Origin of the sequence: Embleya sp. AB8, assembly GCF_049739465.1 — a bacterium.
In the GTDB taxonomy this organism is placed as follows: domain Bacteria; phylum Actinomycetota; class Actinomycetes; order Streptomycetales; family Streptomycetaceae; genus Embleya.
Window position 1 is genome coordinate 149,732 of sequence record NZ_JBMHHY010000024.1, and the last position, 11,486, is coordinate 161,217.

Sequence of the window (11,486 nt, forward strand, 5' to 3'; positions counted from 1 at the left end):
TGGCCCGTCCCGTAACCTCTCTGATGACCTGAGCAGGCAGGTGGGACGGGGACAGCGGAAACGGAGCACGGGCGTGACGGTTCGAGCGGTACGACGTACCTCACTGGTGGAGCAGGCCGTCACCGAGCTGCGCCGCCTGGTCGAGGGCGGCGAGTGGCCGGTGGGCAGCCGGCTGCCCGGCGAGGTCGAACTCAGCCGGCTGCTCGGGGTCGGCCGCTCCACCTCCCGCGAGGCGGTCCGGGCACTGATCGCCGCCGGTCAGCTGCACTCGCGACAGGGCCTCGGCACGTTCGTCGCCTCGATCGCCCCGGTCACCGATTTCGACCGGCAACTGCGCCGCGCCGAACTCGCGCACATCTACGAGGTACGCGTGGCCCTGGAGGTCGAGGCGGGACGACTGGCGGCGCTGCGCCGGACCCGCGCCGACATCAGCGCGCTGCGCGACGCCTTGGCCGCCCGCGAACAGGCCCGGGGCGCGGCCGAACTCGTGGACGTGGACCTGGAGTTCCACCGCGCCGTGGTCACCGCCGCGCACAACCCGGTACTCACCGACCTGTTCGCCACGTTCCTCGACGCGGTCCGCGATGCCTCCACCGAGATGGTGGCCGACCAGGGCCCGAGCCCCGAGGACCACAAACACGACGCACACGCCGCCCTGGTCCAAGCCATCGAGGACAGTGACCCCCAGGCCGCCATGGCAGCCACCCGCCACAACGTCGAACACACCCTCGCCCAACTCCGCCCCGAACGCCCCTGACAAAGCGGGCCGTGCGGCCACGACCCACTACCGGGCGCCGCTCGGTCCCGCGTCGGCCCGGGCCTCGGCCCCGGGCAGGCGGAGGGACACGAAGGTTTCGGTGCGGTGGAAGCCCAACGCCGCGTAGCGGAGGGCGGCCGGGTTGCCGGCGGTGACCGTCAGACCGAGGGCCTTGGCGCCGTCGCGTTCGGCGAGGGCCAGGGCTCGGCGGATCAGGAACGTACCGAGGCCCGCGTAGCGGGGGGCCGGGTCGCGGAAGACCTGGGTCAACCACGGCCCGCGCGGGTCGTGGTCGTTGACCAGGGCCGCCGCGACCGCCCGAGCGCCGTCCAGGACCACCGAACTGCACGGCAGCAGTGGGCCGACCACCGTGCCGTCGAAGAGCGGATCCAGGCTCTCCGGCGACGCCTCGGCATGGTCGATGTGCCCGGGCGGATAGGCCGCCGCGCACGCCGCGTACAGCGCCTTCGGCCCGACCTCGGCGGCCGGCCGCACCACAGGGCCGCGCGTCGGCGGCGGGCGCACCCAGTCGGCCCGGGTCGGGGTGCTCGCCGTGGGCCCGAACTCCCAGCGGTAGTTGTGGCTTTGCCGCCCGGCCACCGCCCCGGCCGCGACCAATGCCGCGCTCGTCACCGGATCGGTACTCACCGCCCACCCGGGCAGCACGGCCACCACCACCTCGGCCGCCCGCTCCGTTGTCGCATCGCGCACTCGCAGGTCCAGCGCCACCGCCGACCCGGGCATCGGCAGCGGTCGGTAGTCGGCGACCACCCGCCCGTCCGGATCCTCGATGGCCACCCGCCCGTTCGCCGGCCGCTCCGTCATCGACGACATCCCATCCCTCGGGTCCGGCCGAGAGCATACCGAGGCGGCGGGCGTCACCGTGGGTCGTCGTCGCGGTGGTCGGCGTGGCGGATCCGGTCCTGGTAGGTCGGGCCGAAGAAGACGGGTGACGGGCAGACGTCGGCGACGGTCAGTTCGACGTAGCGGCTCGACTCGGGATACCAGCGGATGTGGCCGCCCATCCAGTTCTCCATGCCGCGCACGTAGGTGTCGGCGTCCGTCCGCTCCTGCTCCGAAAGATCCAATCTGCGGTAGATCCCCGGGAGTTCGCCCTTGATCCGGAGGAATCGCGCCAGGCTGTCGTCGGCCATCGTGTAGGCCCGCTTCCTGGCCTCGAACCACGTGTAGTCCTGCGGCTCCTCCAACACCGGTACCAGGTTGTAGCGTTGCCCGGCCGTGAACAGCTCGCGGTTGGCGGAGAACACGTCGTTCACCCACCCGATGTGCCGAACCCCCTGCTCGCACAGCTCACCGAACCGCGCGTCGGCGACCAGGGATTCCGCCAAGGTGAACCGCCCCGCCCGCTCGATGAGGTCGAACGCCGGGCGCACGCCCGAGGAATCCAGCCGCAACTCGACGAACTCGTCGACCCCGGGCGTGCGTCCGCTCTCCCGGACGACCGCCTCCGCCACGACCGCTTCGTAGTAGTCCCGGAACGAGGCCGCACACCGGCGCACCCACGATCGTGGCATGCCCTGGCACAGCCGGTGCCACAGATCGGCCCAGGCCCGCACCCCGGGCGGCTCCTTGGCGAAGTCCGCGGTGGTATCCCAGTCGAGCACCTCCAACAGCGGGTCGATCAACTCCCGCACCGCCGCACTGCTCAACTCCGGGTGGCAGTCGAACTGGTCGTCGACCACGAAGGTGAAGCCGACGTAGTCGGCCATCAGCGTCAACTGCGTGGCGTCGCACTCCGGGTAGGTACGCGCGGCGAGCCGGCTCATCCGCCACGAGAGGTACGCGGGCATCGCCTCCTCGCCGGCGACGAGGCGGAAGGCGCGGATCCATTCGAGATGCGGTTCCTCGGTCGCGGCCAGATGCGGATTGACCCGCTCCGGGAAGGGACAGTCGAATCCGCCGACCTGCGCCTGGGCGCCGATGGTGTCCATGGCAGCCGTGCCTCCCGGAGTCGTCGAGTCGTCACGAGTGGGTGGGTAGGTGGGTGGTACGCGGGACTGAGGGAAGGCTTCCCAAAGTCCCGCGCACCTGAACCAACCGGACGGCACCGGTGGCGCAACCGGCCGGGATTTCCTCAGAGTTCGTCGTGGGAGGGATTCGGGTACTGCCAGTTGGTGTTGAACGTGTGCAGGACCCGGACGTAGCGCCGGACCTGGTCCGCGTTCTGGATCGTGCCGACGCCGGGGATGTACGGCACGGTCGGCGTCGTGGTGTTGCCCATCCCCTGGAGGTTCCAGTAGAAGTTGGACAACACGCCCCAGTTGTTCTCCAGGTTCTGCTGCCACGCGGGCAGCCCGGTCTGCCCCCAGCTCCAATCGCCGAGCGCGGCGCGGAAGACGCCCTCGAGGTCGTTGAACCTGGCCGCCTCCGAGGTCATCTGGATGAGCAACATCAGCGAGCGCGCGGTGTTCTGCGTGTTGGTGTTCGCCGAGGTCTGGTTGGCGAGTTGCAGGATCGACGCCCGGATGTCGTTCCAGTAGACCGGCAGGCTGGAGCGGTCCCGATTGGCCATGCCGACGAGGGCGTTGTAGTTGCCGCCGAACGGCAGATTGGCGTTGGCCGTGCCCAGCGGGTTCCGGTTGAAGGACGCGTCGTTGAAGAGGTACGAAACGCCGCTGCCCTGCGGGGAATACCCCACCACGTACAGGTTGTCCGGCTGGACCCACAGGTCCACGGCCCGCCGGTTGCCTGCGTCGTCGTGAGCCGACAGCGAGACCCGGACGATCCCCTCCGACTGCGACGCGTTCTGCGTGTACTGCGTGCCGTCCGGCCGGGTGTCGCCGACCGCGGCCCGCAGGCTGGCCAGGAACGTCGAGTAGGCGATGGTCTGTTGGCTGCTGGGCGCGTCGCCCAGGTCCAGCCAGACGTGGTTGACGGAACCGTCGGGGGTGTGCGCGCCGGCCGGCCCGGCGGCGGAGAACAGGCCGGCCGCGACGGCCAGCGACATGCCGAGACCGAGCAGCGTCCGACGGATCCGGCCGGGCCGCCTCGCGGCGGGTCCGGGGTGGTGGTGGGTCATGCGTCGTCTCCTTGACCGTGGTGCGGTTCGGATGGAGCAGGACTCCACGACTGTGCTCCGCCCTCAACTCACCTGTCAAGACTGACATGTCAGAACTCGCCGATGGATTCGCCGACTTGACCGACTCGATCGCCCCGACCGACCCGATGGACCCGATGGACCCGATGGACCGATTGCCCCGGCGGATCCCGGCTCACTCCGACACCGGCCCCCCGCCCTGCTCCTGACGACGCATCAACCGCTCGGCGGCCCACAACGTCCAACTGTGCAACGCCTCGAACTGGCGCAGTCCGAACTCGGCGGCCAACTGGCCGAGCGCGTCCCGCCCTTCCGGCACATCACGATCGTGCCGTTCGCGAATGCGGCGCAGTTCCTCGATCCGGCACGTCGCGTCCTCGGCGATCCGGCGCAACATCCGCAGCCCGTCGGCCGGTTCCAGCGCGTCCAGCAGAAAGACCCGCAGCACGTGCTCGTTGCGCACCTTGCCCCCGGTCGGCGGGGCGAGCAACCAGGCCTGCAACTCCGCGCGGCCGAGCGCGGTCACCGCGTATGTACGACTGTTGCGGGCACCCTCACCGGTCACCTCGACCAGGCCGCGCTCGGTCATCCGGATCAACTCGGGATAGATCCCGGAGTGTCCGGCATGCCACGCGTAGCGTCCGAGATCACGCTCGAACTCGCGAGCGAGCTGATATCCGCTGGCCGGCTCGGCCGCCAACAACCCCAAAAGCGCCATCGTCAACGACATTCGGCCAGCGTATGGACCTCATCGTTGTGACAGGTCGAATCCGTCATGTCGATGTCGTAACGGGTCGATGTCGTAGCCGGGTCGACGTCGTAGCCGGGTCGACGTCGTAACGGGTCGGTGTCGCGGCCCGCCGACATCCCGCCCGGCCCTCGTTCCCGGTCAGGCGGGCTCGGGTTCGGGGCCGGGGTCGGCCGCCGGGCTCGCGGTCGGCGTCGGGCGCAGCGTGAACAGGTGTTTGGTACCGGTGAGTTCCAGCAGCCGACGCGGCCATCCGCCCGGGGCCAGGCTGAGCGCCGCGCCGTACGAGTGTGCCCGGCTGCGGGCGCGCAGCAGGGTGTGCACGAGGGTGCTGTCGCAGAACGTCACCTCGGCCAGGTCCACGTGCACGTGCCGCGCGCCGCCCACGATCACGTCGGCGAGGGCGTGATCCAGCCGCGGCCCGGTGACCAGGTCGACCTCGCCGTGGATGTACAACAACGCCCGGTCGCCGTCGACGGCGGTATGGATCAACAGCAGCTCCGGCAGCGGTACCACGTGCCGGCGGTCCTCGCCTCGGTGTGGGCGCGCACGCGACGGCGCCGGGGTCGCGCCGCAACGGGGCTCGGGCCGGGGACGCGGTCGTCGAGTCATGTCCGACTCCCTCGCGTACCGATAGCTTGGTTCATCCACATCTGCCGGGTTGGTACTGCTCCCAGCATCGGACGCGAACCAACGGCCGTCAAGGAATTCAGGAAGACCGATTCAGGTGTCTCATTGCCGGAATGGATCGTCCTACGATGATGGGCATGAGCGACTCGGACGACACCCGTCCCTCGTGGACGTTCTTCACGAATCACGCGCGCGTGCTCTCGGCGATCGCCCGTGACCCCGAGACGCGGGTACGCGACATCGCCGCCACGTGTCTGCTCACCGAGCGCACGGTGCAGGGCATCCTGGCCGACCTGGAGAAGGCCGGCTATCTGACCCGCACCCGCACCGGGCGCCGCAACGCCTACCGGGTCATCCCCGACACGGTGGTCAGACACCCGGCCGACCGCGGCCGACCGGTCGCGGAGGCGCTCAATCTGCCGGGGAGCAGCGGCAATGGCAGAAGTGCCCATTCACTGAACGGCGCCGGCGCCGGCGCCGATCGCAAGCACCCGACCGCCGACACCGAAGAGATCGGTTCGGTCACGCGCCGCCCGCGCCGTCGATGAGTTCGCGGAACATGCCGAACCAGCCGACCGGGCCGACGACGGCTGCCCGCCCCGACGGTAGCGTGAGCGCGGGAACCGGGATCGGCATCGACGCAGGACGGGGTTCGGGTGGAGAACGTGCTCGGGACGGTGGACGCGCTGCGGCGCTATCCGGTCAAGTCGATGCTGGGCGAACGCGTTTCCGCCGTCGAGGTGACCGAGCGCGGACTCGCCGGTGACCGGCGGCTCGCCGTACTGGACCGGCAGACCGGCAAGGTGGCCAGCGCGAAGAACCCACGCCTGTGGCGGGCCCTGCTCACCTGTACCGCCGCTCTCGGCGCCGCCGCGACCACGATCACCGGACCGGACACCCGCACCCGGTGGAGCACCGACGCCGACCTCGACGAGGCCCTGTCCGCGCTCGTCGGCCGCGATGTCACGCTGATCGACACCCCGCCGCCGGACGCCGAGCTCGATCGCTCGCGGCCCGAACGGGTGTTGGCGGAGGGGCTCGACGCGGACGTACCGGCCGATGTGGTCCGGTTCGGCTCGGCCTCCCCGGCGGGCACCTTCTTCGACTTCGCCCCCGTACACCTGGTGTCCACCGCGACGCTGCGCCGAGCCGCCGCGTTGAACCCGCGCGGTGTGGTCGAGGTGGAGCGCTACCGGCCGAACCTGGTGCTGGACACACCCGATACCGGATTCGTCGACCACTCCTGGCTGGGCCGGCAGTTGCGCATCGGCGACCGACTCACGCTGCGCGTGGTCGCCTCGACGCCGCGCTGCGCGGTGCCCACCCTCGCGCACGGCGCACTGCCCCGAGACACCGCCGCGCTGCGCGCCCTGGCCGAACACAACCGGGTGCCCGCGCTGCCCGGGCGCGACCCCGAACCGTGCGCCGGGGTCTATGCCGAGGTACTGCGCGGCGGCCGGGTCCGCGCGGGCGACGTGGTCCGGATCGACTGACCGGGCAGGTCACGGACCCGACGCCGCAAACTCGTTCGAACCCCGCCCCGACCGCCGGAACACGGCACCGGCTCGCCTCGATTCGCTTCGATTCGCCTCGATTGCCGTCGAAGTTCACCGGGATTCCGTTGACCTTGACGCACGGGTCCTGCACGCTCGGGCGGGGATCTTCGCAAGGGGGCACGGTGGGGAACTGCGGGAGCTGCAACGGTGGCGGCTGGGTACCGATGGACACGAACTGCGGCGGTTGCGGCGGATCGGGCCAGGGCATCGGGATGTCCTGCTCGGGCTGCGGTGGAAGTGGCCGGATGCAGGCGATGCACCCGTGCCCGAACTGCGGTGGGTCGGGCGGGAATTACGACGGCGGCGGCCCGACGTACGCGCCGCCGCGCGCGCCGCGCACCGGGGGTGCCCGGCTGAAGTACACGCTGGGCAACATGATCTGCGTCGGCGGCCTGGCGGCGTACCTCTACTACCGGGCGAAGTAGGCCGGCCCGCGAGCCGTTGGCGTGACCCGGCCCGCACCGGGTGCCTCCCGGCCCGGAAGGCACCCGGGATCGCCGGTCAGGCGAGGGACTTGGCCCAGTCGTCGATCGTGCTGATCTCGGCCTGGCGCGGGAAGACCTTGTCCAGCAGTACCCGATGCACCTCGGGGTCGGCATCGGCGCAGCCGTCGGACAGTACGGTCAACCGGTAGTCCAGGTCGGCGGCCTGACGCACGGTGGACAGCACCACGCCACTGGTGGCGATGCCGGCCAGGACCAGGTGCTCGATGCGGCCGGAACGCAGGAGCAGTTCCAGGTCGCTGCCGGCGAACGCGCTGACCCGCTTCTTGGTGACGACGCTCTCCCCGGGCAGCGGCACGACGTCGGGATGGATGGCCGCGTTGGCGTCGTCGGCGGTGAAGGCGCCGGTCGGCAGTGCGGCGAAGAGCGAGTTGGCCGGGTGGATGTCGGGATGTCCGGCGCGGAACCCGATCACGACATGGAGCACCGGGATCCCGGCGTCCCGGGCGGCGGCGATCGCGCGGGCCACACGGGGGACGTAGTCGGGGTCGGGGACGCGGGCGACGGTGGCGTGTTGCACGTCCATTACGAGCAGGGCCGAGTCGGTCATGGGTGGTGAACCTTTCCACGTTGGATGGTTGAACCGTTCCGGGGTTCGGTGCGTGGCCTCCGCTGCCCCCCGGGAAGCCCCGGGGTCGGCCCGGTGGCAGACGGCCTCAGCGGGCGACCCGTTCCAGCAGGGCCATCGCCTCGATCACCGTCTGCCGCTCGGTCTCGGTGAGTTGTTCCTCCAGTGCCCGGCTGAGCCATTCGTCCCCGGCGCGCCGGCGGTCCGCGTGGAACCTGTGGCCTGCCTCGCTCGTCGACACCACCTGCCGGCGCCCATCGGCCGGATCGGCCCGACGCGAGACCAACCCGCGCTGCTCGAGTGCGGCGACGGTGGCCGCCATGGACTGATGTCGCACCCGCTCGACGACCGCGAGTTCGCCGACGGAGGCGTCCCCCTCCTGCTCCAGCCGGCCGAGCACCGACATCTGCGACGCGGTCAGGTCGGTCGGGTCGGCGGTTCCCCGCATCCGCCGGACGATCCGCCGAATGGCAACCCGCATATCCCGCGCCGCCCGCGCGGCCGACTCCGAAACCGGCGCCGGCGCCGATGTCGACGCGGACACGGACGCCGACGCCGTACCGCTGACCTCATCCATACCCTCACCCTAAGTCCCGCAGTTCAGACTGCGCAATAGCAGATGCGCAGGTTGGACTGTAGAAATCAACCGGGATCCCATATGCGATAATTCGAACGTATGAACGAACAGGACGGCGTCACTCCCATCCGGACGCAGCAGCCCGGCCGGCCCGGCACGCCCGTTGCGGTCATGTTCGACCCGCGTGCGGCCGAAGAGCTGTACGAGCTGTGCCCACCCGGCTACCGGAACCACGAGGTGCTGCGGCGTTACCCCCTGCTGCTGGTCCGCCTGGCCCGCCACCACCTCCAGGCCGAGCTCGCGGAACTGCGTCAGGAGTACTCCGACCTGCGCCGCGAACTGAGCGAGCATCTTCCGGTACACGCGATCCCGCAGGCGCTCGCCGTGTATCGGGCCGAGGCGGCCGAGATCCACCGCGCCTTCGACCGGGTCGCCGTCCTCGAACGGGCCCTGTACGCCGCAGGCCCGCCACGCACACCCGCCGTCGAGCCGGAGCAGGATCGGCCGACGCCGCCCACGCGGTAGCGCGTCGCCCTATGCGGAGCCGGCCTCGGCCCGCCGCCGATGAATCGCCCGGGCGAGTTCCCGCTGCTCGGCCCACAACCGGGCCCACTCGGCACGCCACGCCGTCCGCTCGGTGCGCCACTGCTCGCGCGAGGCTTCGTCGGCCGGCTCGTCCCGGCCGGGATATCGAGCCGCGTGTTCGCGGATCGCCTCGGTCAGCCCGTCGAACCGCCGCCGCAACTCGTCGAGTTCAAGATCGTCGTGCACCCCTGCGACGCTACGCGCGCGCCCCGATCCGGCCCCGGCGGACGCGGCCGGCATCCGGGTGGCGCGCGGTGCGACCGGTCGGCCGACGGCCCGGCGTCGGGAACGAACTCGGGCCGCCGGGGCGTGCGTTCAGTTGCTCGGGAGGGTGCTCAGGATGCGGTGGAGGGTGGCCCGATCGGCCGGGGAGAGCGCGGCGAGCACCGCCGGGGGGCGCATGAGGATCGCGTCGGCGCGTTCGGCGACCGCTCGGCCGGACTCGGTCAGCGTGACGATCCGCCGGCGCCGGTCCTCCGCGCTGACGCTGCGGACGACCAGGTCCAGCTTTTCCAGGGAGTCCACGATCTGGGTGACATACGGCTTCTCGGTGACCATCGCGGTGGCCAGTTCGTGCATGGCGAGCGGTCCGGGGAGCAGCCTGCGCAGCGCCCGCACCTTGACGAAGCTGAGCCCCAGGGCCTCGGTGACCTCGACGCGGGCGTTGTTTCCGAGCACCAGCGTCTGGAGCCGGCTCCAGACCTCGACCAGTTCGTCCTGCTCGCCCACCGTCACCGCACCGCCGTATCCCTCGTCGTCTCGGCGGCGCCCACGGCGAAACCCGCCGCCAGACGATCGGCGCCGGCCCGGGCCTTCGGCCCGGTCGTGATGATACCGAGCGCGCCGATCACCACGGCGCAGCCCACGACCAGCCACCAGCAGATCCGGCTCGCGTCGGTGAACCCGCCGCCGGAGGCCAGGATCGAGCCGAACACGGCCACCCCGAGCGAAGTGCCGGTCTGCCGGCTGGTGGAGACGACGGCTGCGGCGACCCCGGCCTGTGCGCGGGGCATCCCGGATACGGCGGCGTTCGTGATCGGCGCGTTGACCAGGCCGGAGGCAAGGCCGATCAGAACGTAGCCGGCGGCGACCACGTACAGCGAGGTGGTCGCGGTGAACGTGGTCATCAACAGCCCGCCCACGACCATGAACCCCGACGCGGCCAGCACGGGCAACCGCGCGCCGTGGGCGGCGACCAGTCGCCCGGACAGCGGCGAGGCGATCACGTTGGCCGCCGCCATCGGCAGGGTGAGCAACCCGGCGTGCAGCGTGCTGAAGCCGCGTTCGTCCTGGAGGTACAGCGCGTTGAGGAACAGGAACCCGCCCATGGCCAGGAACGCGCAGACCGCCATCACGGTGGCGCCGGCGAACGGGGCCGAGCGGAAGAAGCGCGGATCGAGGAGCGGCTCCGCGTGCCTGCCCTCGTACCGCACCAGGGCCACCACGGCCACGGCCGCCACCGCGAACAGCGCGACGATCGGCGGGCTGCCCCAACCGCGGTGCGGGCCCTCGATGATGGCGTAGATCGCGGCGGCGAGCAGGACGATGATCAACACCTGGCCGACCGGGTCGAAGCGGCGCGGGCGGGCCGCCTTGGACTCGGGTATGAAGCGGCCGGCCAGGATCATCGCCACGATGCCCACCGGCACGTTCACCCAGAAGATCCCGCGCCACCCGATACCGGCGACCAGCACGCCGCCGAGCACCGGGCCAAGGGCCAGGGACAACCCGAACACCGCGCTCCACACCCCGATCGCCCGGGCGCGCGCCTTCGGCTCGGTGAACGTGTTGGTGATGATCGACATCGCCACGGGGTTGAGCATGCTGCCACCGACCGCCTGCAACGCCCGCGCGGCGACCAGCCAGCCGAGGGACGGCGCGAGCGAGCACATCAACGACCCGAGGGTGAACACGGCCAGCCCGGTCTGGAAGACCCGGCGCCGACCGATCCGATCGCCGGTGGATCCGGCGAGCATCAGCAGCGACGCGAGCACCAACGTGTAGGCGTCCATGATCCATTGCAGCCCGGACAGCGGGGCATCGATGTCCTTCGAGATGGCCGGCAGCGCGATGTTGACGATCGTGCTGTCCAGGCCGACGACGAACAGACTCATACAACAGATCGCCAGCACCAGGTTGTTGCGGCGACGGGAGAATTCGGGCACGACGCCTCCAGGCAGGGTCAATTATTTGCTTAAGCGCTTAGAACTATTAACAAGCTACAACTATCAACGGGGCATGCCAAGCCCTAGGCAGCGGCGGTACGGGTGGCCGGATGGCGCGGGGGTGGGCGGGTCGACGGGCGCCGCGAGCGGGCGGACGCGCGGACGGACGGGCGGGCGGGCGCGGGCGGACGGGCGGGCGCGGGCGCGGGCGGACGGGCGAGCGCGGGCGGACCGGCGGGCGGGCGCGGGCGGACCGGCGGGCGGGCGCGGGCGGACCGGCGGGCGGGCGCGGACGAACGGACGGGCACGGGCGCGGGCAGACGGGCGGACGGGCAGGCG

At 71.2% G+C, this 11,486-nt stretch carries 17 protein-coding genes; 7 read left to right on the top strand and 10 right to left on the bottom strand.

The features are described from left to right. Nucleotides 1–73: 73 nt before the first annotated feature. A complete protein-coding gene (locus tag ABIA38_RS32340) occupies nucleotides 74–757 on the top strand; it encodes a FadR/GntR family transcriptional regulator (RefSeq protein ID WP_424642442.1) in 684 nt (227 codons plus the stop codon). Between the two features lie 27 nt (nucleotides 758–784). Here the strand turns inward: ABIA38_RS32340 and ABIA38_RS32345 are convergent, their stop codons facing one another. The 5 genes from ABIA38_RS32345 to ABIA38_RS32365 form a co-directional block, all read right to left on the bottom strand. Next, on the bottom strand, nucleotides 785–1,582 hold the full coding sequence (locus tag ABIA38_RS32345) for a GNAT family N-acetyltransferase (RefSeq protein ID WP_424642443.1): 798 nt from the start codon (nucleotides 1,580–1,582) through the stop codon (nucleotides 785–787). A gap of 53 nt (nucleotides 1,583–1,635) precedes the next feature. After that, nucleotides 1,636–2,709 carry a terpene synthase family protein gene (locus tag ABIA38_RS32350; protein ID WP_424642444.1) on the bottom strand — a complete coding sequence of 358 codons (1,074 nt, stop codon included), beginning with the start codon at nucleotides 2,707–2,709 and terminating at the stop codon, nucleotides 1,636–1,638. 143 nt (nucleotides 2,710–2,852) lie between these two features. Next, nucleotides 2,853–3,797 carry a ribosome-inactivating family protein gene (locus ABIA38_RS32355; protein ID WP_424642445.1) on the bottom strand — a complete coding sequence of 315 codons (945 nt, stop codon included), beginning with the start codon at nucleotides 3,795–3,797 and terminating at the stop codon, nucleotides 2,853–2,855. 193 nt (nucleotides 3,798–3,990) lie between these two features. Beyond that, a complete protein-coding gene (locus ABIA38_RS32360; RefSeq protein WP_424642446.1) occupies nucleotides 3,991–4,545 on the bottom strand; it encodes a PadR family transcriptional regulator in 555 nt (184 codons plus the stop codon). A gap of 159 nt (nucleotides 4,546–4,704) precedes the next feature. Then, the gene (locus ABIA38_RS32365) at nucleotides 4,705–5,079 is read right to left on the bottom strand and encodes an STAS domain-containing protein (RefSeq protein WP_424642447.1); all 375 of its coding nucleotides are present in this window, start codon (nucleotides 5,077–5,079) and stop codon (nucleotides 4,705–4,707) included. Nucleotides 5,080–5,330: 251 nt separating this feature from the next. On the opposite strand from ABIA38_RS32365, the gene ABIA38_RS32370 reads away from it, so the two are divergent. The 3 genes from ABIA38_RS32370 to ABIA38_RS32380 all read left to right on the top strand — a co-directional run bounded on the left by ABIA38_RS32370 (nucleotide 5,331) and on the right by ABIA38_RS32380 (nucleotide 7,174). Then, the gene (locus ABIA38_RS32370) at nucleotides 5,331–5,741 is read left to right on the top strand and encodes a helix-turn-helix transcriptional regulator (protein ID WP_424642448.1); all 411 of its coding nucleotides are present in this window, start codon (nucleotides 5,331–5,333) and stop codon (nucleotides 5,739–5,741) included. A gap of 108 nt (nucleotides 5,742–5,849) precedes the next feature. Beyond that, the gene (locus ABIA38_RS32375) at nucleotides 5,850–6,686 is read left to right on the top strand and encodes an MOSC domain-containing protein (RefSeq protein WP_424642449.1); all 837 of its coding nucleotides are present in this window, start codon (nucleotides 5,850–5,852) and stop codon (nucleotides 6,684–6,686) included. Nucleotides 6,687–6,994: 308 nt separating this feature from the next. Further along, on the top strand, nucleotides 6,995–7,174 hold the full coding sequence (locus ABIA38_RS32380) for a hypothetical protein (RefSeq protein WP_424642450.1): 180 nt from the start codon (nucleotides 6,995–6,997) through the stop codon (nucleotides 7,172–7,174). Nucleotides 7,175–7,250: 76 nt separating this feature from the next. Here the strand turns inward: ABIA38_RS32380 and ABIA38_RS32385 are convergent, their stop codons facing one another. Both ABIA38_RS32385 and ABIA38_RS32390 read right to left on the bottom strand, forming a co-directional pair. After that, nucleotides 7,251–7,802, bottom strand: coding sequence for a cysteine hydrolase family protein (locus ABIA38_RS32385; protein ID WP_424642451.1), 552 nt, complete (start codon nucleotides 7,800–7,802; stop codon nucleotides 7,251–7,253). 106 nt (nucleotides 7,803–7,908) lie between these two features. Then, the gene (locus tag ABIA38_RS32390; protein ID WP_424642452.1) at nucleotides 7,909–8,268 is read right to left on the bottom strand and encodes a MarR family winged helix-turn-helix transcriptional regulator; all 360 of its coding nucleotides are present in this window, start codon (nucleotides 8,266–8,268) and stop codon (nucleotides 7,909–7,911) included. Nucleotides 8,269–8,287: 19 nt separating this feature from the next. Between ABIA38_RS32390 and ABIA38_RS32395 the strand changes: the two genes are divergently transcribed. Both ABIA38_RS32395 and ABIA38_RS32400 read left to right on the top strand, forming a co-directional pair. Continuing rightward, nucleotides 8,288–8,410, top strand: a complete 123-nt coding sequence (locus ABIA38_RS32395) for a hypothetical protein (protein ID WP_424642453.1) — start codon at nucleotides 8,288–8,290, stop codon at nucleotides 8,408–8,410. A gap of 86 nt (nucleotides 8,411–8,496) precedes the next feature. Next, nucleotides 8,497–8,922: a hypothetical protein gene (locus ABIA38_RS32400; protein ID WP_424642454.1), complete on the top strand. Its 426-nt coding sequence runs from the start codon at nucleotides 8,497–8,499 to the stop codon at nucleotides 8,920–8,922. Nucleotides 8,923–8,931: 9 nt separating this feature from the next. On the opposite strand, the gene ABIA38_RS32405 is transcribed toward ABIA38_RS32400, so the two are convergent. The 3 genes from ABIA38_RS32405 to ABIA38_RS32415 all read right to left on the bottom strand — a co-directional run bounded on the left by ABIA38_RS32405 (nucleotide 8,932) and on the right by ABIA38_RS32415 (nucleotide 11,147). Next, nucleotides 8,932–9,168: a hypothetical protein gene (locus ABIA38_RS32405; RefSeq protein WP_424642455.1), complete on the bottom strand. Its 237-nt coding sequence runs from the start codon at nucleotides 9,166–9,168 to the stop codon at nucleotides 8,932–8,934. Nucleotides 9,169–9,297: 129 nt separating this feature from the next. Next, on the bottom strand, nucleotides 9,298–9,717 hold the full coding sequence (locus ABIA38_RS32410) for a MarR family winged helix-turn-helix transcriptional regulator (RefSeq protein WP_424642456.1): 420 nt from the start codon (nucleotides 9,715–9,717) through the stop codon (nucleotides 9,298–9,300). Continuing rightward, nucleotides 9,714–11,147 carry an MFS transporter gene (locus tag ABIA38_RS32415; protein ID WP_424642457.1) on the bottom strand — a complete coding sequence of 478 codons (1,434 nt, stop codon included), beginning with the start codon at nucleotides 11,145–11,147 and terminating at the stop codon, nucleotides 9,714–9,716. The genes ABIA38_RS32410 and ABIA38_RS32415 overlap by 4 nt, the downstream gene beginning before the upstream one ends. Before the next feature lie 102 nt (nucleotides 11,148–11,249). Between ABIA38_RS32415 and ABIA38_RS32420 the strand changes: the two genes are divergently transcribed. Then, on the top strand, nucleotides 11,250–11,486 hold a 237-nt coding region (locus ABIA38_RS32420; RefSeq protein WP_424642458.1), incomplete at its 3' end, for a hypothetical protein.